The following is a 20,931-nucleotide window of genomic DNA, read 5'->3' as shown; positions in this document are numbered from 1 at the left end:
TATCAAAGTCTGGTCAGGGACAGGCCAGCCCAGGTTGCGAGCAGCCCGCCGAATACACTGATACCGGCATAGCCGAGGGCCAGCGGTACCTGCCCGCTTTCCAGCAGGCGCAGCGTATCCAGTGAAAAGGATGAAAAGGTCGTCAGACCGCCTACAAAACCGACAATCAAGCCGGCACGAATTTCGATGGGTACTTCCGGACGCAGCAGGAACAGTCCGTACAGTACACCGATGATCAGGCACCCGACGATGTTGACTGCCAGCGTCGCCGCGTAAAAATAACGTGGCCAGTTGGCGCTGACCCAGGTGCCTGTCGCAAAGCGCAATAATGTACCAGCGATCCCGGCAATCGACACCGCAAGAATAGTCTGAATCATCACTTTCTCCGCTTGCGAGGGCTGGCATCGTCCAATGCGTTCAGATGCCTGAGCTTTTCACCGATCTTGAGCTCCAGACCGCGAGGCACAGGCTGGTAATACTGCCGTGGCTCCAGCTCATCTGGAAAGTAGTCTTCGCCAGCTGCGTAAGCATCAGGCTCATCATGGGCATAGCGATATTCTTCGCCATAACCGAGCTGCTTCATCAGCTTGGTAGGCGCATTGCGCAAGTGCAGCGGAACCTCCAGCGAACCGTGCTCACCCGCTTCACGCATGGCCGCCTTGAACGCCATGTAGACCGCGTTGCTTTTCGGCGCACAGGCGAGATAGACAATGGCCTGTGCGACCGCCAGCTCGCCCTCGGGGCTGCCAAGGCGTTCCTGTACATCCCAGGCGGACATGCACAAGGGCAGCGCACGAGGATCGGCATTGCCGATATCTTCACTGGCCATGCGCACCACGCGGCGCGCCAGATACAGTGGATCACAGCCGCCGTCGATCATCCGCGCAAACCAGTACAGCGCCGCATCGGGATTTGAACCGCGAATCGACTTGTGCAAGGCCGATATCTGGTCATAGAACGCCTCGCCGCCCTTGTCGAAGCGGCGTCGACTGTCACCCAACAGGCTTTGCAGCAGCCCGACGTCGATTTCGCTGCCGTCTTCGGCCAGATCCGAAGCGTTCTCCAGCAGGTTGAGCATGCGCCGACCGTCGCCATCGGCGGCAGACATCAGAATCGCAAACCCCTCATCGCTCAGGGTCAGTTGCCGCTTGCCCAGCCCGCGCTCTTCGGTCAGGGCACGATTGACCAGCTTGCGCAGCGCCGCTTCGTCCAGGCTTTTGAGCACGTAGACACGCGCCCGGGACAACAAGGCGTTGTTGAGTTCGAACGAGGGGTTTTCGGTGGTCGCGCCGATAAAGATCAGCGTACCGTCCTCGACGTAAGGCAGGAAGGCGTCCTGCTGTGACTTGTTGAAGCGGTGCACTTCGTCAACGAACAGGATGGTGCGCTTGCCGTACTGTCCGGCCTGCTGCCTGGCCACTTCCACTGCCTGACGGATTTCCTTGACCCCGGCGAGCACCGCCGAAACCGTCTCGAAGTGCGCGTCCGACACCTTGGCCAGCAGCTTCGCCAGGGTGGTCTTGCCCACGCCGGGCGGCCCCCAGAAAATCATCGAGTGCAGTGCGCCTTGCTCCAGCGCCTCACGCAGAGGCTTGCCGTGGGCAAGTACATGTTCCTGACCGACATATTCATCCAGGTTGGTAGCACGCAAACGTGCAGCCAGAGGCTGGGCTATCGGTTCGCGGCTGAACAAATCCATGGTCAGAAATCGGCCCTTTTACTCTTGAATGACATCAGCGCCCTTGGGAATCTGGAACTGAAACTTGCTGGCTGCGATCGACTCGTTGGCCTTGACCCCGGTGAACAGGATATTGGTGCGCTGCCCGACGCTGTCGATCAACTGCATGTCGTTGATGATGCCGTTGCGAAACGACAGGCGCAGGCTGTCGAACAGCGTGTCCTTGGTTTTGGGCTTGAGCGTGAAATCGATCACGCCACCTGCTTCTTTCGCGGTGATGTCGAAGCTTTCGCTGATCTTCGATACGTCACCGGACAGCAGCAAGGCTGGAGTCTGGGTCAGGCGCTGATCGAGTTTCTTGATCGTGACCTGCTCCAGATCAGGGTCCCACAGCGAAACTTTCTTGCCGTCCGAGACCATCAACTGTTCCTGTGGCGCATCGGTGTGCCAGTTGAACAAGCCGGGGCGCTGCAGGGCCATTTCGCCGGTGGTTTCCTGCAACTGGGTACCGCCACCATCCAGCGTCAGTTGCGAGAAGCGGGCGGTCAGGGTCTGGGATTTCTCCAGCAACTGGGTCAGGCGCGCCACGTCCTTGCTGTCGGCATGGGCGGGGATCATGGAGAAGGTCAGTGCGGTGGCCAACAGCATGCGGATAAGGCGCATTGGATTCCTCTTTGAAGTCGATGATGATGCGACGGCGTGGCGTGCACGCCGTCGCCGCAATACGGGGTGGTAAAAAATCAGTCGCGCACCGGCCCGGGGGCCAGGACTTCACGCGAACCGTTGGTATTCATGGAGGTCACGACCCCTGCCATTTCCATCGCTTCGATCATGCGTGCTGCGCGGTTATAGCCGATCTTCAGCTTGCGCTGTACGGCGGAAATCGATGCACGGCGGCTTTCCAGCACAAACTTGACGGCCTCATCGTAAAGCGCGTCGCTTTCGCTGTCTTCACTGCCCTCGCCACTACCGCCATCAAAGCCGCTGCCGGGCTCTTCGACGCCAGCGAGAATATCGTCGTTGTAGTCCGGGGAACCTCGCAACTTCCAGGCTTCTACCACACGATGCACTTCTTCGTCGGAAACGAACGCGCCATGCACACGAATCGGCAGGCTGGTGCCTGGCGGCATGTACAGCATATCGCCGTGGCCCAACAGCTGTTCGGCGCCACCCTGGTCGATGATGGTCCGCGAGTCGATCTTGCTCGACACCTGGAACGCCATACGCGTCGGAATGTTGGCCTTGATCAGACCGGTGATCACATCCACTGACGGACGCTGGGTCGCGAGAATCAGGTGGATACCCGCAGCACGCGCTTTCTGGGCGATACGTGCGATCAGCTCTTCGACCTTCTTGCCGACGATCATCATCATGTCGGCAAACTCGTCCACCACCACGACGATGGTCGGCAGCTTGCTCAGCAGCGGCGCTTCGTCATGAATGCTTTCGCGCTTGTACAGCGGATCGGCAAGCGGCTCACCGGCGTCCTGGGCTTCCTTGACCTTCTGATTGAAGCCGGACAGGTTACGTACACCCATCTTCGCCATCAGCTTGTAACGACGCTCCATCTCGGCAACGCTCCAGCGCAGGGCGTTGGCGGCGTCCTTCATGTCGGTGACCACCGGACACAACAGGTGCGGAATACCTTCGTAGATGGACAGTTCGAGCATCTTCGGGTCGATCATGATCAGCTTGGCGTCTTCCGGGCCGGACTTGAACAGGATCGACAGGATCATGGCGTTTACACCCACCGACTTACCGGAACCGGTCGTACCGGCTACCAGCAGGTGGGGCATCTTGGCCAGATCGGTAATCACCGGCTTGCCGCCAATGTCGTGGCCCAGCGCCAGGGTGACGGGCGACTTGGCGTTATCGTATTCGGGGGTCGACAACACTTCGGAGAAGCGCACGATCTGGCGGTCTTCGTTGGGGATCTCGATACCGACCGTGGTCTTGCCCGGAATCACCTCGACCACACGCACGCTGGTCACGGCAAGCGAACGCGCAAGGTCCTTGGCGAGGTTGGAAATGCGGCTGACCTTGACGCCGGCGGCTGGCTGGATCTCGTAACGAGTAATCACCGGACCGGGATGGATGGAGTCTACCGACACCTCCACACCGAATTCCTTGAGCTTGATTTCCAGCAGGTGGCCGACAGCCGCCAGAGACTCCGGCGAATAGTTGAGCTGTTTCTTCTCCGCAGGGTCGAGGATGGAAATCGGCGGCAGAGTACCCTCAACTGCGCTGTCCACGAACAACGGGGCCTGCTTTTCCTTCATCACACGCTTGCTGGGCTCTACAGGCTTCGAAGGCGCTGGCGCGATGACTGCGGGCACGTGCTTTTCGCGCTCGGTCATGTGTTTGCTCAACGACGCTTCACGCTCCACCAGACGCTCTCGGGCCTTGGCCTGCTCGCGCCGATCGGGCGCTACAGGCGCGACCACATCGTTGACGCGCATGTCCACTTCACGCAGCTGCGCAACCATCTGCTTGCGCTCGGCGCGGGCAGTCCACCAGCGGTTTGCAGCGCCCTGAAACAGTTCGAACAGGTCGAGGGTGATCTTGCCGGTGACATCCATCACCTTGAACCAGGACAGGTCGGTAAACACGGTCAGACCGAATAGAAACAGGGCGATGAATAGCAAGGTGCTGCCTTGAATATTCAGCGCTTTCTTGGCCAGATCGCCGAGCACTTCGCCCAGTACACCGCCTGCCGAGCCCGGGAAGCCGGCCGAGAAATGGAAGTGGATATGCGCCAGCGCAGCGCCCGCCAGGATCAGGAACACCAGCCCGATCAGACGCCAGGAGAAAAGCCAGCCGCTCCATTGCCAAGGCTCATGGCGATGGCGAAACACCTGCCAGGCCTTGATCGCCAGCAACAGCGGGAAGATGTAGGCGAAATAGCCCAGAATCATGAACAGAATATCGGCACAGAACGCACCTGCACGTCCTGCGGCATTCTGCACCTGTGCCGCATTGCTGCTGGTGTGGCTCCAGCCGGGATCGCTCTGATCGTAGGTCAGCAAGGCCATCATCAGATACAGGCACAGTGCGCCAAAGGCGATCAGGGCCCCTTCCTTGAGCCGGTAGTGCAATTGCTGTCGCCAGAGCGGGACAGCGCTGGGTGCTGGGGTGGATTTCTTCAAAACGCTTTATTTCCTGCGCGGTAGCGCGAACATCTCGTTGATTGACCAGAAACGGCTGTCGGACGGCACTGACTGCTCCCGCATGGACAGGGAGTACAGACAGCGGGAAAGCCTGTCGACAGACGCTTGAATGATAACGCCCAAAACAGGCATTGTACGGTTTTACAGCCACTTGAGTCTGTACGAAAACACACCAGATCCACTTCAGACGGTTCCGCAAGCCGGAACATGCCTTCACCTTCACTGACGATGTTCAATTTGAGCATGCATTACGTTTTGTGACAAAGGCTTATGACGTGTTTCTATCAACAGTCTGCAACTTGAACGGCCACATGACCGCTGCGCGGCTCGCGCCCTACCGCATGCACAAGGTACGCGCCATAATGACAACCGCTTGTGACCACACCTGTCGCACAGAGTTGCACTCACAGACAGGTGCGCCCTCCCCTTCCGTAAAGTTGTGATGCCATGCTGACCTGGTTGAACCGCAACAGCCTCGATTTTCCCCCATTGGAAAAAGCCCTCCGTGAACCCAACGGTTTGCTCGCCGCAGGCGGAGACTTGTCAGCCGATCGCCTGATCAGCGCCTATCGACACGGCTGCTTTCCTTGGTTTCAGGACGGGCAGCCGATTCTCTGGTGGTCTCCCGATCCGCGCACGGTGCTGTTTCCCGAAGAACTTCATATTTCGCGCAGCCTGGCCAAGGTTCTGCGCCAGTCGCGCTATCGGGTGACCTTCGATCAGGATTTCGCCAGCGTGATCAAGGCCTGCGCCGCCCCTCGCAGTTATGCCAACGAAACCTGGATAACCGGCTCGATGCAGGCGGCCTATGTCGAACTGCACCGCCGCGGTCACGCACATAGCGTCGAGGTCTGGGATCAGGATGAGCTGGTCGGCGGGCTGTACGGCCTGGCAATGGGCCAGCTGTTTTTCGGCGAGTCGATGTTCAGCCGGGCAGACAATGCCTCGAAAGTCGGTTTTGCCACCCTGGTGGAACATTTGACTGCCTGGGGATTTGTCTTGATCGACTGCCAGATGCCCACGCAACATTTGCATAGCTTCGGCGCGCGCTCCATTCCCCGGCAGACCTTCGCCGATTACCTGTCCCGCCATCTGGATCAGCCGACCGACGCCGACTGGTCAGCTAGGCGAGTTTGACAGGCTGGCATACACTCATGGGTAAGGATTCACCATTAGGCGACGACCATGACAGAGCTGGCGAGGCTGAAGTTTTATGCCACTCAACCGCACACTTGCAGTTACCTGCCCGAAGAGCAGGCGACGACCCTGTTTCTGGACCCCAGCCAGCCGATGGACGTACAGGTCTACGCTGACTTGTCGGACATGGGGTTTCGCCGCAGCGGTGACCATCTCTATCGCCCGCACTGCCAGAACTGCAGTGCCTGTGTGCCTGCGCGCATTCCGGTGAACCTCTTCGTACCCGACCGTCAGCAAAAACGCATTCTGAAACGCAATGTCGACATTCAGGTGCAAAGCGCCAAGCCCGCGTTCACTCAGGAATACTTCGATCTTTATCAGCGTTATATTGAACAACGTCATGCTGACGGCGACATGTTTCCGCCGAGCCAGGAGCAATTTTCGACATTCCTGGTTCGCGATCTGCCTTTTTCGCGCTTTTACGAATTTCGTGTCGATCAACGTTTGCTGGCAGTTGCCGTCACCGACCTGCTGCCCAACGGACTTTCCGCGGTCTACACGTTCTACGAACCCGATGAAGAACGCCGCAGTCTGGGCCGTTACGCCATTTTGTGGCAGATCGCCGAGGCTGCCAGACTTCAACTGCAGGCGGTGTACCTGGGCTACTGGATCAAGAACTGCAAAAAGATGAATTACAAGACCCAATATCGCCCCATCGAGCTGCTCACCAATCAAAGATGGGTCACTCTGTATTGAACCCCTTGGCTTAAACTGGTTTTTTCGGGCACAATGCACGCCGCTTTTGCCTGGCGCCACTTGCACCGGGCCACTCATTTGTATACCGAGGGCTTTACTGCATGTCGAAAGAAGACAGCTTCGAAATGGAAGGCACTGTCGTCGACACCCTGCCCAACACCATGTTTCGCGTGGAGTTGGAAAACGGGCACGTCGTAACCGCGCATATCTCCGGCAAGATGCGCAAGAACTACATCCGTATTCTGACCGGTGACAAAGTGCGTGTAGAGCTGACGCCCTACGACCTGAGCAAAGGGCGCATCACCTACCGCGCTCGTTAAACAGGCATTAACAAAAACGCCCGGCATAAGCCGGGCGTTTTTGTATGCCTGTTTTTTACGTCCGATGCCCTCGACCTGCCCCGCATCGATCAATGATGCGGGGCGAGGCGTCGGCTATCAGGCCATTTCCGCCGTGGTTTCGAAATCGAAGGTGATCTCGCCATCCTTGATATCGATGTGAACCACGCCGCCATGCTCTGACAGTTCGCCGAACAGGATCTCTTCGGCGAGTGGCCGTTTGATCTTGTCCTGAATCAGGCGAGCCATCGGTCTGGCACCCATTGCTGCATCGTAACCACCCTGCGCCAGCCAGCTTCTCGCCGCCTCGGACACTTCGAGCAGTACGCGCTTGTCTTCCAGCTGGGCCTGAAGCTCGGTGAGGAACTTGTCGACCACACTCTTGATGACTTCGTGGCTGAGGCGACCGAACTGAATGATGGTATCCAGGCGGTTGCGGAACTCTGGCGTGAAGCTCTTCTTGATCACTTCCATCGCGTCGGACGAATGGTCCTGATGCGTGAAACCGATCGAAGCCCGCGCAGCAGACTCGGCCCCGGCGTTGGTGGTCATGATCACGATCACATTGCGGAAGTCCGCCTTGCGCCCGTTGTTGTCGGTCAGCGTACCGTGGTCCATCACCTGCAGAAGCAGGTTGAAGACTTCCGGGTGAGCCTTTTCGATTTCATCGAGCAACAGCACGCAATGTGGCTGACGGGTAATGGCCTCGGTCAGCAGACCGCCCTGGTCGAAACCGACATAGCCCGGAGGCGCGCCGATCAGACGGGAAACGGTGTGCCGTTCCATATACTCGGACATGTCGAAACGGATCAACTCGACGCCCAGTGCCTTGGCCAGCTGACGAGCCGCCTCGGTCTTGCCGACGCCCGTAGGACCGGCGAACAGGAACGAACCGACCGGCTTGTCAGGCGACTTGAGACCTGCGCGAGACAGCTTGATCGCCGTCGACAACGAGTCGATCGCCGCATCCTGTCCGAATACAGTGAGCTTGAGATCGCGCTCCAGGTTACGCAGCAGTTCCTTGTCGGAGCTGTTGACGTGTTTTGGCGGAATACGCGCGATCTTGGCAACGATGTCTTCAACCTCGGGCACATCGATACGTTTGGCACGCTTTTCGACCGGCTGCAGACGCTGGTACGCACCCGCTTCATCAATCACGTCAATGGCCTTGTCAGGCATATGACGGTCGTTGATGTAGCGCGATGCAAGCTCGGCGGCAGCGCGCAGGGCTTCGTCGCTGTATTCGATGCTGTGATGCTGCTCGAAACGGCTTTTCAGGCCACGCAGGATACCGATGGTGTCCTCGACCGAAGGCTCGGACACATCGACTTTCTGGAAACGACGCGCCAAGGCACGATCCTTCTCGAAAATCCCGCGAAACTCCTGGAAGGTGGTCGAACCGATGCAACGGATCTCGCCGGAAGACAGCAGCGGCTTGAGCAGGTTGGAAGCATCCATTACCCCGCCAGAAGCTGCGCCGGCACCGATGATCGTGTGGATCTCGTCAATGAACAGGATCGCCTGGGGACGCTTGCGCAGCTCGTTGAGCAACGCCTTGAAGCGCTTCTCGAAATCGCCGCGGTATTTCGTCCCGGCCAGCAACGCGCCCAGGTCGAGCGAGTAGACGACACTGTTGGCAAGCAGATCAGGCACCTGATTGTCGACGATGCGTTTGGCGAGCCCTTCGGCGATGGCCGTTTTACCGACGCCCGCTTCACCGACCAGCAAAGGATTGTTCTTGCGACGACGAGCCAGAATCTGTGCCACCCGCTCGACTTCGCTTTCGCGGCCGACCAGTGGGTCGATGCGTCCCTGACGCGCCAACTCGTTCAGATTGCTGGCATAGGCATCCAGAGGATTGCCTGAGGAAGATGCTTCACCGCCCTCGTCGTCCTGCATATCCTGCTCACCTTCAGAAGAGTGTTCGCCATGCCCTGGCACCTTGGAGATACCGTGGGCGATATAGTTGACGACATCGATCCGGGCCACGCTCTGCTGCTTGAGCAGAAATACGGCCTGGCTTTCCTGCTCACTGAAAATCGCAACCAGTACGTTGGCACCGGTCACTTCGCGCTTGCCGGAGCTCTGCACATGGAAGACTGCCCGTTGCAGCACGCGCTGGAACCCGAGCGTCGGTTGTGTCTCGCGATCCTCGTCATGCACGGGGATCAGCGGGGTGGTGGAGTCGATGAACTCCTGCAGATCATGCTTGAGTTTATCGAGGTTTGCGCCGCAGGCACGCAGGACAGTGGCTGCAGCCTCATTATCCAATAGAGCCAGCAGGAGATGCTCGACCGTCATGAACTCATGACGCTTCGAACGTGCCTCCTTGAAGGCAAGATTGAGGGTGACTTCGAGCTCACGGTTTAACATAGCTTCACCTCATACCCAAGTGGTCGGCGTTTAACCGTCCTTCTCGATCTCACAGAGTAGCGGATGCTGGCTCTCCCTGGCGTATTGATTGACCTGCATTGCCTTGGTCTCGGCGATGTCGCGGGTAAACAATCCGCAGACTGCCCGTCCCTCTGTATGGACGGCCAGCATGACTTTGGTGGCCAGCTCACGATTCAGGTTAAAAAACACCTCGAGCACTTCTACGACGAAATCCATCGGGGTGTAGTCATCGTTGAATAAAACCACCTTGTACATCGGTGGCGCCTGCAGGGTCGGCTTGGCGTCCTGCACCGCAATGCCCGCCGAGTCGTCCTCGTGCGACTGCGGATCATCCTGATTGAATGTTAGTCGAATCTTGCTGAATGCATGCATGGAAAGAAATGTTCGTTTGAGGGCGGATTGAGCAATTTAGTCGCAGTCTGGACGGTTTTTAAATGGGCTGCCACATGACCTTGACTATCAGCTAAACGGTGTTACAAACAATAGAGCCCACATTGGGTAAAAAGGGTCCGCGCAGTCAACCAAAATTTTTTTGGGTGGGGAGCGGATTGAAGTGGATGATACTCCTGACGGAGTCCTTTGCAGAGGGAGATGGTGATGATTGAAGGAAAAGTCAAGTGGTTCAACAATGCAAAAGGGTTTGGGTTCATAAACGCTGAAGGCAAGAGTGACGAGGATCTGTTCGTTCATTTCTCGGCCATCGAAATGGACGGTTACAAAACTCTCAAGGCTGGCCAGAAAGTCAGATTTGAAGTCGCCCACGGCCCAAAAGGGCTTCAAGCGATAAAAATCAACAGCTCGGAAGAAAAAAAGCAGGATCTGGCAAAAGATACCCAGCCGCTGCTTCAGCAGGACCACGCTCACGCGGACGCCTGATGCTCGTGTGGAAAAAATCAGTTGATGTATAACGGCAGCCATCAGAGCCCGCCGAATTGGCAGAAGCATGCAATGAGCTTTGCCGGACACATAAAACAGACAGAGACATTGGTCTGCTTTATACCCGTCGCGCTCCCCGGGGTATCGTATTAGCGGTTATTGCACCGCGGATGCCCAGACTCCAATCCAGAACGTTCACTTCGTTTATCCCGAGCCATCCTGAGCAACGAAACTCTGCCCTTCCCATCTGATCCTCCGCCTCAAGGCGTGCAGGCCCGCATGCAAGCATTCCCGAACCCGGCCTGAAAGACCGCGCGTTCGACCAACGGCGGATATTCATTTTTCGATAGCTCGCATAGCATTAATGCGTGGTGCCAATGGTTTGATATACTCGCGCCGTGACCGCAGAGTCATCAAGGCCGACCCGTCTGGATTCTGACCCTCGGCCTTCCTTATGCGTCGGGCTGCTACCTGACCCGACAGCTTGACGCTCGACTGATGCACCCAACATCACCGCGAATAAACCTCGACCTGGCTCATGGCCGAACCGTGGGCAAGCGCGCCTACAATGCGCGTATCGAGATTTTGTGCATGCTCAGCAAAAGAGAGTTAATACGAATGTCCAACCGCTCGAAGATCATCTACACCTTCACCGACGAAGCTCCGGCCCTCGCCACCTACTCCCTGCTGCCCATTATCGAAGCGTTCACAGCGACCTCCGATATCGACGTGGAAACACGCGACATTTCTCTGGCGGGCCGTGTTCTTTCCAGCTTCCCGGAATTGCTTGCCGACAAAAAAGTGCCGGATCATCTCGCCGAGCTGGGCAAACTGGCTACCACGCCAGAGGCCAATATCATCAAGCTGCCTAACATCAGCGCCTCGGTCCCGCAATTGAAGGCGACCATCAAGGAGCTTCAGAATCAGGGCTACAACATTCCTGACTACCCTGAAAACCCTGCCACTGACGCGGAAAAAGAAACCCGCGCACGCTACGACAAGACCAAGGGCAGCGCCGTGAACCCGGTTCTGCGCGAAGGCAACTCCGATCGCCGCGCCCCGCTGTCGGTCAAGAACTACGCGCGCAAGCACCCGCACAAGATGGGCGCCTGGTCGGCTGACTCCAAGGCTCACGTTGCACACATGAGCAACGGCGACTTCTACGGCAGCGAAAAAGCCGCCGAGATCGCGGCCGACAATACCGTCAAGATCGAACTCGTCGCTCAGGACGGCACCACCACCGTCCTGAAGGAAAAAACCGCCGTCAAGGCTGGCGAAGTCGTCGACTGCTCGGTCATGAGCGCCAAGGCCCTGCGCAGCTTCATTGCTGCCGAAATCGAAGACGCCCGCAAGCAGGGCGTGCTGTTTTCGGTGCACTTGAAAGCCACCATGATGAAGATCTCCGACCCGATCATGTTTGGCCAGATCGTCGACGAGTTCTATAAGGATGCGTTGACCAAGCACGCTGATACGCTCAAGCAGATCGGCTTCAGCCTGAACAACGGCATCGGCGACCTGTACGAGCGCATCACTGCCCTGCCCGCTGACAAGCAGGCAGAGATCAAGGCTGACATCGAAGCGGTCTACGCCGTTCGTCCACAGCTGGCGATGGTCAATTCCGACAAGGGCATCACCAACCTGCACGTGCCGAGCGACGTCATCGTCGACGCCTCGATGCCGGCAATGATCCGTGACTCCGGCAAGATGTGGGGCACAGACGGTCAGTTGCACGATGCCAAGGCCGTCATTCCGGATCGCTGCTACGCCACCATCTATCAAGCGGTCATCGAAGACTGCAAGAAAAATGGCGCATTCGACCCGACCACCATGGGCAGCGTACCGAACGTCGGCCTGATGGCTCAGAAGGCCGAAGAGTATGGCTCCCACGACAAGACGTTCCACATTCAGACCAACGGCGTGGTTCGCGTAACAGACAGCCAGGGCAACCTGCTGATGGAACAGAACGTCGAAGCCGGCGATATCTGGCGCATGTGCCAGGCCAAGGACGCACCGATCCAGGACTGGGTGAAACTGGCCGTCAACCGTGCCCGCGCCAGCAACACCCCGGCTATCTTCTGGCTGGACTCATCCCGCGCCCACGACAGCGTGATGATCGAAAAAGTGCGCAAGTACCTGGGCGATCACGACACCTCGGGCCTGGATATCCAGATCCTGTCACCTGTCGACGCGATGAAGCTGACCCTGGAACGCACTCGCGCAGGCAAGGACACCATTTCGGTGACCGGCAACGTTCTGCGCGACTACCTGACTGACCTGTTCCCGATCATGGAACTGGGCACCAGCGCGAAGATGCTGTCGATCGTTCCGCTGATGAACGGCGGCGGTCTGTTCGAAACAGGCGCCGGTGGTTCGGCTCCGAAGCACGTGCAGCAGTTCGTCGAGGAAAACTTCCTGCGCTGGGATTCGCTGGGCGAATTCCTGGCCCTGGCGGCGTCCCTCGAGCATCTGGGCCATGCCTACAACAATCCGAAAGCGCTGGTTCTGTCCAAGACCCTCGATCAGGCCACTGGCGAGTTCCTGGACCGCAACAAGTCGCCTTCGCGCAAGGTCGGCGGTATTGATAACCGCGGCAGCCACTTCTACCTGACCCTGTTCTGGGCCCAGGCACTGGCTGCTCAGAACGACGACGCAGACCTCAAGGCGCAGTTCGCGCCGCTGGCCAAGACCCTGACCGACAACGAAGAAAAAATCGTTGCCGAGCTGAACGCCGTTCAGGGCAAGCCGGTGGACATTGGCGGCTACTACTTCCCTAACCCGGAAGTCACCAGCAAGGCCATGCGCCCGAGCGCCACGCTCAACGCGGCCATCGCCGCGCTGTAAGAGGCAATCCAAGGCGGCGCATAAAAAATGCACCGTCTCACAAAAAATCCCCGGCTTGTTGCCGGGGATTTTTTTATCCATGGAAAATGTCAGCTACCTGTGTAAGCCCGGGCACCAGGGAGATGCCTGCTCAAGCACACCATCACTCCGCTCAGCCTTTCAGCGTGCGCGAAAGAAAGTCGCGAATGTATTCGGCGACCTCCGGCGCGTGCGTTTCCAATGCAAAGTGCCCTGCATCCAGCAGATGCACTTCAGCAGCCGGGACGTCCTTGCGATAAGCATGCGCGCCCGGAGGTATGAACGCCGGATCGTGCTTGCCCCAGACCGCCAGCAAGGGAGGCTGATATTTGCGCAGGTATTCCTGAAACGAGGGGTAAGCCGCTACGTTACTGCGGTAGTCAAGAATCAGGTCAAGCTGGATTTCCTCTGCGCCTGGCCGCGCCATATACAGGATGTCGAGGTTGTAGCCATCGGGAGAAAGCTTTTCAGGATCGGCTCCCGTACCGTATTGCCAGTCCCGGATGACTTGCGGTGACAACGAGGCGCGACAGGCTTCGCGATTGGCTGCCGAAGGCTCGCGCCAATAGGCTTGCCACGGGCCCCATTGATCGCTGAATCCTTCCAGATAGGCATTGCCGTTCTGACTGATGATTGCAGTAACCTTCTCCGGGTTCGCCGCTGCGAGCCGCAAGCCTGTCGGTGCGCCATAGTCGAATAGGTATAACGCGTATTTCTTCAGGCCCAGTGCCTCGGTAAAGCCCTCGATCACCGTGTAAAGGTTTTCGAATGTGTAATCGAACTGCCCGCGCGGTGGTGCTTTGGTATTGCCGAAACCGGGCAGATCGGGAGCGATCAGGCGGTACTGACTCGCCAACAATGGCATCAGGTCACGAAACATGTGGCTGGAACTCGGAAACCCATGGAGCAGCAGAAGCACCGGGGCGTCCCTGGGTCCGACTTCGCGATAGAACACATTTACGTCTCCTACCTGCTGAGTGTGAAACGTCACGCGGAAAGCATCATCACTGTTCATTGCATTTTCCCTGAGAGGTTTATTGCTTGCAGAAGCGGCGCTCACCAACGACGCCCCGAGAGCAGAAGCAGCGCCTATCGCGGACGCTTGTAAAACCTTGCGCCGACTGACACCGGATGGGGCGTTTTCAGCGTCGACTGAACCGAAATTTTTCATAGGAGAGTCTGACCGGGCTGGATGAATGAGTTGCTATCCTAGTCATTGCATTTAAGCTGCAGAATCACCGTAAAAATCAATTCACCATTTCAATTTCTGAAATACTGATACTACTCCACATCTCTCGTGGCAGGCAGGCGGACCATGGACCGTATTCAGGAAATGACGCTTTTTGCCGGACTTGCCGAGCAAACCAGTTTTGCCGGGGTAGCCCGCCACTTTGGCCTGTCGACCGCCACGGTAACCCGGGCTGTCGCGAGTCTGGAGAGTCGCCTGGGCATCCTTCTGGTGGTGCGCACCACTCGCAACATGCGGCTCACCGAGGCGGGCCAGCGCTTCGCCGCAGATTGCCGCCGACTGCTTGCCGACCTTGATGAGGCTGAAAGCGCGGCGGGCGGCTTGCATGCGTTGCCAGGCGGCCTGCTGACGGTCACCGCACCTCAGATGTTCGGCGCGCTGCATGTCGTGCCCGTAATGACGAGCTTTCTCGAGCGGTTTCCGGCTGTGGACATCCGTGCCATTCTGGTCGACCGGGTCGTGTCCATGCTCGATGAGGGCGTCGACGTGGCCGTCAGGATCGGCACCCTGCCCGATTCGTCTCTTACCGCAATCCAGACAGGTAGCGTGCGGCGTATGGTTTGCGCATCCCCTGGCTATCTCGAAAAGCACGGAGTTCCGCAGCATCCCGACGATTTGCGACAGCATTCGACAGTTTCGACCAGCACCGCCGAACGCTCGCCTCACTGGCTTTTCCGGATCGACGACAAGCATTACTCAGTAGACGTCGCATCGAGACTCAGCCTGACGTCGTATCAGGCGGCTATCAGCGCAGCATTGCAGGGCTGGGGACTGACCCAGGTGCCGTACTATCAGATACGCGAGCACCTGCAGGAAGGCAGGCTCAAGTGTGTTCTGGACACGTTCGAAATAATGCCGGAACCGGTTCACGTTGTTTACCTGGAGGGCCGTCGTCGCTCATCCAAAGTGCGAGCCTTTGTGGACTTCTGCGTCAGCGCGCTGAGGCATGATCTGCAGTTCGAGCACCCATAAGCTGTTAAGGCTGACTCAATCCCCTGCAAGGAGACCCATTATCATGACCTGGCAAGCCCACGTTACCGTCGCCACCATCGTCGAAGATCAAGGCCGCTTTCTTTTTGTCGAAGAAATCAAAGGCGGACGCGCCGTACTCAACCAACCCGCCGGGCACCTCGACCCGAACGAAAGCCTGCAACGCGCCGCCGTGCGTGAAACCCTGGAAGAGACCGGCTGGGACGTCGAATTGAGCAGCGTGGTGGGCATCTATCTGTACACCGCGCCGAGCAATGGCGTGACCTACCAGCGAATCTGCTTTGCCGCCAAGGCCCTGCGCCACCATCCGCAATATCAACTCGATGAAGGCATCGTCGGCGCAGTCTGGCTGACTCGCGATGAACTGGTGGCCCAGCAGGAGCGCTGGCGCAGCGAGTTGGTATTGCGTTGCCTGGACGACTACCTCGATGGCGAACGTTTCAGTCTCGACCTGCTGCGCGACAAGGCGTGAGACTCGACGCCCTCAGCCTGATAGAATCGCGTCCTTTTACAGGTCAGCCGTTGAATCCCCATGCGTGATCCAGCCCCCTCGAACTCAGAAATGAAGCGCGTCATAGTCGGCATGTCCGGCGGCGTGGACTCTTCCGTTTCCGCCGTACTGCTCATGGAGCAGGGTTATCAGGTGGAAGGCTTGTTCATGAAGAACTGGGAAGAAGACGACGGAACGGAATACTGCACCGCCCGCGAAGACCTGGCAGATGCCCAGGCCGTGTGCGACAAGATCGGCATCAAGCTGCACACGGCCAACTTCGCGGCCGAGTACTGGGACAACGTGTTCGAGCACTTCCTTGAAGAGTACAAGGCCGGGCGCACGCCGAACCCGGACATCCTGTGTAACCGCGAAATCAAGTTCAAGGCGTTTCTCGACTACGCACTGATGCTCGGCGCCGACCTTATTGCTACCGGTCATTACGTACGTCGCCGCGATATCGATGGACGTACCGAGCTGCTCAAGGGCCTGGACCCGAACAAGGACCAGAGCTACTTCCTGCACGCCGTTGGCGGCGAGCAGATTGCCCGCACGTTGTTCCCGGTTGGCGAGCTGGAAAAACCGGAAGTGCGTGCCATTGCCGAAAAGCACGGCCTGGCCACTGCCAAGAAGAAGGATTCCACCGGCATCTGCTTCATTGGCGAGCGCCGCTTCACCGACTTTCTGCGTCAGTACCTGCCCGCCCAGCCCGGTGAGATCAAGACCACCGAAGGCGAAGTCATCGGTCGTCACAGCGGCCTGATGTACCACACCATCGGCCAGCGTCAGGGCCTGGGCATTGGCGGTCTCAAGGACGCCAGCGACGATCCGTGGTACGTGCTGGTCAAGGACCTGGAAAACAATGAACTGATCGTCGGCCAGGGCAACGATCATCCCTGGCTGTTTTCCCGTGCGCTGGTCTCTTCGGAAATCTATTGGGTCAATCCGATCGATCTGAGCAGCCCGCGCAGGCTCACCGCGAAGGTCCGTTACCGTCAGGGCGACCAGCCATGCACGCTGGAAAAGACCGCTGACGGGTACCGCGCCACATTCGATGACCCACAGCGCGCCGTCACCCCCGGCCAGTCCGTGGTGTTCTACGACGGCGAAATCTGTCTGGGCGGCGGCGTGATCGAAATTGCCGAACCCTGGACCACCAAGGACAAGCGTTGATGAGCCCGACTCAGGAACAACTGATCGCTCTGGGCGGTGTATTCCAGGCCGCCGTGCTGGTCGACCGGATCGCCAAGACCGGTCAGATCAGCGAAGCGGCCCTGAGCTGCATGCTCGGCAGCCTGCTGGTGGTCGACCCCAAGGATACGCTTGACGTTTACGGCGGCGACGACCTCAACCTGCACGAAGGCTATCGCGCCATGGCCAGCGCCCTGGAGCGTGACCCGGCAACCTTGCAACGCGAACCGTTGCGCTACGCCCTGTCGATGCTCGGCCTCGAACGCCAGTTGGCCAAGCGCGATGACCTGCTTGAAGTGATCGGCAAACGCATTCCGGTCATTCAGTCCCAGGTCGAGCATTTCGGCATCGCCCACGAGAACGTGATTGCCGCGACCGGCGCACTGTATCAGGACACCCTGAGCACCTTGCGCCAGCGCATTCAGGTACAAGGCGACATGCGCAACCTGCAGCAGCCGAACAATGCCTCGAAGATTCGCGGCATTCTGCTGGCCGGTATTCGCTCTGCCCGGCTGTGGCGGCAAGTTGGCGGTCATCGCTGGCAACTGGTGTTCAGCCGCCGCAAGTTGTTGAAAGAACTCTATCCATTGCTGCACGGCTGACCCGCCGCGCGCCAATGACCTTCACCACCCCAGGCACGACGCTGTCTACGCTGGTCAGCGGGCTCCGGTCCGACTGACTTTTCATGTATGATATGCGCCCTTTTCGTCGCCCGACTGTCCGAGAGCATCCCATGCAGCTTTCTTCGCTCACTGCGGTTTCCCCTGTTGATGGCCGCTACGCCGGCAAAACCCAGGCCTTGCGCCCTATTTTCAGCGAATACGGCCTGATCCGTTTCCGCGTGATGGTTGAAGTTCGCTGGCTCCAGCGTCTTGCGGCTCACCCGCAGATCACCGAAGTCCCGGCCTTCTCCGCGCAAGCCAACGCCATCCTGGATGCCCTGGCTGAAGACTTCTCCGTAGAGCATGCCGAGCGCGTCAAGGAAATCGAGCGCACCACCAATCATGACGTGAAGGCTGTGGAGTATCTGCTCAAGGAGCAGGCTGCCAAATTGCCAGAGCTGGAAAAGGTCAGTGAGTTCATCCACTTCGCCTGCACCAGCGAAGACATCAACAATCTGTCTCACGCATTGATGCTGCGCGAGGGCCGCGACACTGTCGTGCTGCCGCTGATGCGCCAGATCGCCGACGCCATCCGCGAGCTGGCGATTCGCTTCGCAGACGTGCCGATGCTGTCCCGCACCCACGGCCAGCCCGCCTCCCCGACCACACTGGGCAAGGAACTGGCCAACGTCGTCTACCGCCTCGAGCGCCAGATCAGCCAGATCGCGGCAGTCCCGTTGCTCGGCAAGATCAACGGCGCAGTCGGCAACTACAATGCCCACCTCTCTGCCTACGCAGACATCGACTGGGAAGCCAACGCGCGCGCCTTCATCGAAGACGAACTGGGACTGGGCTTCAACCCCTACACCACGCAGATCGAACCGCACGACTACATTGCCGAGCTGTTCGATGCCATTGCGCGCTTCAACACCATCCTGATCGACTTCGACCGTGACATCTGGGGCTACATCTCGCTGGGCTATTTCAAACAGCGCACCATCGCTGGCGAAATCGGCTCCTCGACCATGCCGCACAAGGTCAACCCGATCGACTTCGAAAACTCCGAAGGCAACCTGGGCATCGCCAACGCACTGTTCCAGCATCTGGCGAGCAAGCTGCCTGTCTCTCGCTGGCAGCGTGACCTGACCGACTCCACCGTGCTGCGCAACCTGGGCGTCGGCTTTGCCCACAGCGTCATTGCCTACGAAGCCAGTCTCAAGGGCATCAGCAAGCTGGAACTGAACGAACAGCGCATTGCCGCCGATCTGGACGCATGCTGGGAAGTTCTGGCAGAGCCGATTCAGACTGTCATGCGTCGGTACAACATCGAAAACCCGTACGAAAAACTGAAAGAACTGACCCGCGGCAAGGGCATCGGTCCTGAAGCGTTGCAGACTTTCATCGACGGTCTGGATATGCCCGCCGAAGCCAAGGCCGAGCTCAAGAAGCTCACGCCAGCCAATTACATCGGTAACGCAGCCGCTCAGGCCAAGCGCATCTGACACGCAAAAAAATTGCACACGCCCGGCTGTGCCGGGCGTTTTCATTTCAAGGGCTTACACATGAATCCTGATATTCCTCTACAACTTCTGGGCGGCATCAGTGCTCGCGTTTTCCTGCGTGACTACTGGCAGAAAAAACCGCTGCTGATCCGCCAGGCTCTGCCGGACTTTCAAAGCCCGATCGATGCGGACGAGCTTGCCGGCCTCGCCCTGGAAGAAGAAGTGGAGTCGCGCCTGGTCATCGAAAACGGCGAGCGTCCGTGGGAGCTGCGTCGTGGCCCGTTCGCTGAAGACGAGTTCAGCAAGCTGCCCGAGCGCGACTGGACGCTGCTGGTCCAGGCCGTGGACCAATTCGTTCCGGAGGTCAGCGAGCTGCTGGAAAACTTCCGCTTTCTGCCCAGCTGGCGGATTGACGACGTGATGATCAGCTACGCAGCCCCTGGCGGCAGCGTAGGTCCGCATTTCGACAACTATGATGTGTTCCTGCTGCAGGGACACGGCAAACGCCACTGGCAGATCGGCCAGATGTGCGATGCGGAAAGCCCGCTGCTGCAGCATGCCGATCTGCGCATCCTTGCCGAATTCGAGAAGACCGAAGAGTGGACGCTGGAACCGGGCGACATGCTTTATCTGCCGCCGCGCCTGGCGCACTGCGGCGTCGCCGTCGACGACTGCCTGACCTACTCGGTCGGTTTCCGGGCGCCAAGCGCTGCCGAAGTCCTGACTCACTTCACCGACTTCCTCAGCCAGTTTATCCCGGACGAAGAGCGCTATACCGATGCTGATGCCCAGCCGGTCAGCGACCCCCATCAGATCCAGCATGACGCGCTCGATCGCCTGAAAACGCTGCTGGCCGAGCACATGAGTGACGAACGCCTGCTGCTGACCTGGTTCGGCCAGTTCATGACCGAGCCGCGCTACCCGGAACTGGTAACCGGCCCCGAGCTCGACGAACAGGACCTGCTCGACAGCCTCGAGCAGGGCGCGGTGCTGATTCGCAACCCGAGCGCACGGCTGGCCTGGTCTGAAGTCGATGACGATCTGCTACTGTTTGCCAGTGGCCAGAGCCGCCTGCTGCCGGGCAGCCTGCGTGACCTGCTCAAACTGATCTGTGCCGCCGATGCGTTGCACAGCGAAAACCTCGGCCAATGGTTGGCCGATGACGAGGGGCGCAATTTGCTTTGCGAACTCGTAAAACAAGGAAGCCTGGGATTTGCCGATGAATAAAGTCACTGTAGCTGTCGCCCAATGGCAGAAGAACAACGCCGATATCCGGCGCATACGCGATTCGGTATTCATTGCCGAACAATCGGTGCCGCCGGAACTGGAGTGGGATGCCGAAGACGCAGGTGCCGTGCACTTTCTTGCGTACGAGGGTGAATATGCGGTGGGCACTGCCCGACTGCTGCCCGATGGCGAGATCGGTCGCCTGTCAGTCCTGAGAGACTGGCGTGGCCTGAAGGTCGGTGAGGCTCTGTTGGATGCCGTGATCCATGAAGCCGAACAGCGTGGCCTCAAGCCGCTCAAGCTGAGCGCTCAGGTGCAGGCCGTCGAGTTTTATCAGCGCTTCGGCTTTTCGGTTATCAGCGACGAGTTTCTCGAAGCCGGCCTGCCACACGTCGATATGCTCCGCGAAGCGTGATCAACGCCGTTATGTAGGCGCTCACCGCGGCACTACATAATGATCGCCCTGCCCTTTTTC

General features: G+C 58.6%; 19 protein-coding genes. 12 read left to right on the top strand and 7 right to left on the bottom strand.

The features are described from left to right. Positions 1–2: 2 nt before the first annotated feature. The 4 genes from crcB to ftsK form a co-directional block, all read right to left on the bottom strand. Positions 3–377, bottom strand: coding sequence for a fluoride efflux transporter CrcB (gene crcB, locus QRN50_RS11975; protein WP_011268268.1), 375 nt, complete (start codon positions 375–377; stop codon positions 3–5). Further along, positions 377–1,699 (bottom strand): replication-associated recombination protein A, encoded by a 1,323-nt coding sequence (locus QRN50_RS11970; RefSeq protein WP_003405078.1) that lies wholly within the window; start codon positions 1,697–1,699, stop codon positions 377–379. Before QRN50_RS11970 ends, crcB begins: the two co-directional genes overlap by 1 nt. 18 nt (positions 1,700–1,717) lie before the next feature. Beyond that, the gene (gene lolA / locus QRN50_RS11965; RefSeq protein ID WP_003405079.1) at positions 1,718–2,341 is read right to left on the bottom strand and encodes an outer membrane lipoprotein periplasmic chaperone LolA; all 624 of its coding nucleotides are present in this window, start codon (positions 2,339–2,341) and stop codon (positions 1,718–1,720) included. Positions 2,342–2,418: 77 nt separating this feature from the next. Beyond that, on the bottom strand, positions 2,419–4,824 hold the full coding sequence (ftsK, locus tag QRN50_RS11960; protein WP_003405080.1) for a DNA translocase FtsK: 2,406 nt from the start codon (positions 4,822–4,824) through the stop codon (positions 2,419–2,421). A 468-nt stretch (positions 4,825–5,292) separates the two neighbouring features. Between ftsK and aat the strand changes: the two genes are divergently transcribed. The 3 genes from aat to infA all read left to right on the top strand — a co-directional run bounded on the left by aat (position 5,293) and on the right by infA (position 7,058). Continuing rightward, positions 5,293–5,982, top strand: a complete 690-nt coding sequence (aat, locus tag QRN50_RS11955) for a leucyl/phenylalanyl-tRNA--protein transferase (RefSeq protein WP_003405081.1) — start codon at positions 5,293–5,295, stop codon at positions 5,980–5,982. Positions 5,983–6,030: 48 nt separating this feature from the next. Then, the gene (locus QRN50_RS11950) at positions 6,031–6,738 is read left to right on the top strand and encodes an arginyltransferase (protein ID WP_003405082.1); all 708 of its coding nucleotides are present in this window, start codon (positions 6,031–6,033) and stop codon (positions 6,736–6,738) included. Positions 6,739–6,839: 101 nt separating this feature from the next. Next, the gene (gene infA, locus QRN50_RS11945; RefSeq protein WP_002553999.1) at positions 6,840–7,058 is read left to right on the top strand and encodes a translation initiation factor IF-1; all 219 of its coding nucleotides are present in this window, start codon (positions 6,840–6,842) and stop codon (positions 7,056–7,058) included. A 117-nt stretch (positions 7,059–7,175) separates the two neighbouring features. On the opposite strand, the gene clpA is transcribed toward infA, so the two are convergent. Together clpA and clpS are read right to left on the bottom strand one after the other, a co-directional pair. Beyond that, positions 7,176–9,449, bottom strand: a complete 2,274-nt coding sequence (gene clpA / locus QRN50_RS11940) for an ATP-dependent Clp protease ATP-binding subunit ClpA (protein ID WP_003317954.1) — start codon at positions 9,447–9,449, stop codon at positions 7,176–7,178. A gap of 30 nt (positions 9,450–9,479) precedes the next feature. Beyond that, on the bottom strand, positions 9,480–9,842 hold the full coding sequence (clpS, locus tag QRN50_RS11935) for an ATP-dependent Clp protease adapter ClpS (RefSeq protein ID WP_003405085.1): 363 nt from the start codon (positions 9,840–9,842) through the stop codon (positions 9,480–9,482). A 225-nt stretch (positions 9,843–10,067) separates the two neighbouring features. Between clpS and cspD the strand changes: the two genes are divergently transcribed. Further along, positions 10,068–10,346 (top strand): cold shock domain-containing protein CspD, encoded by a 279-nt coding sequence (cspD, locus tag QRN50_RS11930; RefSeq protein ID WP_080267645.1) that lies wholly within the window; start codon positions 10,068–10,070, stop codon positions 10,344–10,346. Between the two features lie 618 nt (positions 10,347–10,964). Then, positions 10,965–13,187, top strand: a complete 2,223-nt coding sequence (locus QRN50_RS11925) for an NADP-dependent isocitrate dehydrogenase (RefSeq protein ID WP_003405089.1) — start codon at positions 10,965–10,967, stop codon at positions 13,185–13,187. 151 nt (positions 13,188–13,338) lie between these two features. Here the strand turns inward: QRN50_RS11925 and QRN50_RS11920 are convergent, their stop codons facing one another. Next, a complete protein-coding gene (locus QRN50_RS11920) occupies positions 13,339–14,220 on the bottom strand; it encodes an alpha/beta fold hydrolase (RefSeq protein WP_003405090.1) in 882 nt (293 codons plus the stop codon). Positions 14,221–14,520: 300 nt separating this feature from the next. Between QRN50_RS11920 and QRN50_RS11915 the strand changes: the two genes are divergently transcribed. The 7 genes from QRN50_RS11915 to QRN50_RS11885 all read left to right on the top strand — a co-directional run bounded on the left by QRN50_RS11915 (position 14,521) and on the right by QRN50_RS11885 (position 20,871). Beyond that, the gene (locus QRN50_RS11915; protein WP_054092137.1) at positions 14,521–15,426 is read left to right on the top strand and encodes a LysR family transcriptional regulator; all 906 of its coding nucleotides are present in this window, start codon (positions 14,521–14,523) and stop codon (positions 15,424–15,426) included. Positions 15,427–15,469: 43 nt separating this feature from the next. Continuing rightward, entirely contained in the window at positions 15,470–15,916 is a 447-nt protein-coding gene (locus QRN50_RS11910; protein ID WP_024642112.1) for an NUDIX hydrolase, read from the top strand. A gap of 60 nt (positions 15,917–15,976) precedes the next feature. Continuing rightward, positions 15,977–17,107, top strand: coding sequence for a tRNA 2-thiouridine(34) synthase MnmA (gene mnmA / locus QRN50_RS11905; RefSeq protein WP_011268273.1), 1,131 nt, complete (start codon positions 15,977–15,979; stop codon positions 17,105–17,107). After that, positions 17,107–17,727 carry a high frequency lysogenization protein HflD gene (hflD, locus tag QRN50_RS11900; RefSeq protein WP_003405097.1) on the top strand — a complete coding sequence of 207 codons (621 nt, stop codon included), beginning with the start codon at positions 17,107–17,109 and terminating at the stop codon, positions 17,725–17,727. Before mnmA ends, hflD begins: the two co-directional genes overlap by 1 nt. 131 nt (positions 17,728–17,858) lie before the next feature. After that, entirely contained in the window at positions 17,859–19,229 is a 1,371-nt protein-coding gene (gene purB / locus QRN50_RS11895; protein WP_003371741.1) for an adenylosuccinate lyase, read from the top strand. A 60-nt stretch (positions 19,230–19,289) separates the two neighbouring features. Next, on the top strand, positions 19,290–20,456 hold the full coding sequence (locus QRN50_RS11890; protein WP_003405098.1) for a ribosomal protein uL16 3-hydroxylase: 1,167 nt from the start codon (positions 19,290–19,292) through the stop codon (positions 20,454–20,456). Then, positions 20,449–20,871: a GNAT family N-acetyltransferase gene (locus QRN50_RS11885; RefSeq protein ID WP_003405100.1), complete on the top strand. Its 423-nt coding sequence runs from the start codon at positions 20,449–20,451 to the stop codon at positions 20,869–20,871. The genes QRN50_RS11890 and QRN50_RS11885 overlap by 8 nt, the downstream gene beginning before the upstream one ends. Positions 20,872–20,931 lie beyond the last annotated feature (60 nt).

It is taken from the genome of Pseudomonas sp. MEJ108, assembly GCF_030208985.1.
GTDB classification, from domain to species: domain Bacteria; phylum Pseudomonadota; class Gammaproteobacteria; order Pseudomonadales; family Pseudomonadaceae; genus Aquipseudomonas; species Aquipseudomonas fragariae.
The sequence above is the reverse complement of the archived record's forward strand: the minus strand, read 5'-3'. Positions and strand labels throughout refer to the sequence as shown.

Coding starts and splice junctions, on each gene's coding strand:
- purB (WP_003371741.1), top strand. CDS start 17,859: ATGCAGCTTTCTTCGCTCACTGCGGTTTCCCCTGTTGATGGCCGCTAC.
- clpS (WP_003405085.1), bottom strand. CDS start 9,842: ATGCATGCATTCAGCAAGATTCGACTAACATTCAATCAGGATGATCCG.
- QRN50_RS11950 (WP_003405082.1), top strand. CDS start 6,031: ATGACAGAGCTGGCGAGGCTGAAGTTTTATGCCACTCAACCGCACACT.
- QRN50_RS11890 (WP_003405098.1), top strand. CDS start 19,290: ATGAATCCTGATATTCCTCTACAACTTCTGGGCGGCATCAGTGCTCGC.
- QRN50_RS11885 (WP_003405100.1), top strand. CDS start 20,449: ATGAATAAAGTCACTGTAGCTGTCGCCCAATGGCAGAAGAACAACGCC.
- QRN50_RS11920 (WP_003405090.1), bottom strand. CDS start 14,220: ATGAACAGTGATGATGCTTTCCGCGTGACGTTTCACACTCAGCAGGTA.
- mnmA (WP_011268273.1), top strand. CDS start 15,977: ATGCGTGATCCAGCCCCCTCGAACTCAGAAATGAAGCGCGTCATAGTC.
- QRN50_RS11925 (WP_003405089.1), top strand. CDS start 10,965: ATGTCCAACCGCTCGAAGATCATCTACACCTTCACCGACGAAGCTCCG.
- aat (WP_003405081.1), top strand. CDS start 5,293: ATGCTGACCTGGTTGAACCGCAACAGCCTCGATTTTCCCCCATTGGAA.
- QRN50_RS11910 (WP_024642112.1), top strand. CDS start 15,470: ATGACCTGGCAAGCCCACGTTACCGTCGCCACCATCGTCGAAGATCAA.
- QRN50_RS11970 (WP_003405078.1), bottom strand. CDS start 1,699: ATGGATTTGTTCAGCCGCGAACCGATAGCCCAGCCTCTGGCTGCACGT.
- infA (WP_002553999.1), top strand. CDS start 6,840: ATGTCGAAAGAAGACAGCTTCGAAATGGAAGGCACTGTCGTCGACACC.
- hflD (WP_003405097.1), top strand. CDS start 17,107: ATGAGCCCGACTCAGGAACAACTGATCGCTCTGGGCGGTGTATTCCAG.
- clpA (WP_003317954.1), bottom strand. CDS start 9,449: ATGTTAAACCGTGAGCTCGAAGTCACCCTCAATCTTGCCTTCAAGGAG.
- QRN50_RS11915 (WP_054092137.1), top strand. CDS start 14,521: ATGGACCGTATTCAGGAAATGACGCTTTTTGCCGGACTTGCCGAGCAA.
- crcB (WP_011268268.1), bottom strand. CDS start 377: ATGATTCAGACTATTCTTGCGGTGTCGATTGCCGGGATCGCTGGTACA.
- lolA (WP_003405079.1), bottom strand. CDS start 2,341: ATGCGCCTTATCCGCATGCTGTTGGCCACCGCACTGACCTTCTCCATG.
- cspD (WP_080267645.1), top strand. CDS start 10,068: ATGATTGAAGGAAAAGTCAAGTGGTTCAACAATGCAAAAGGGTTTGGG.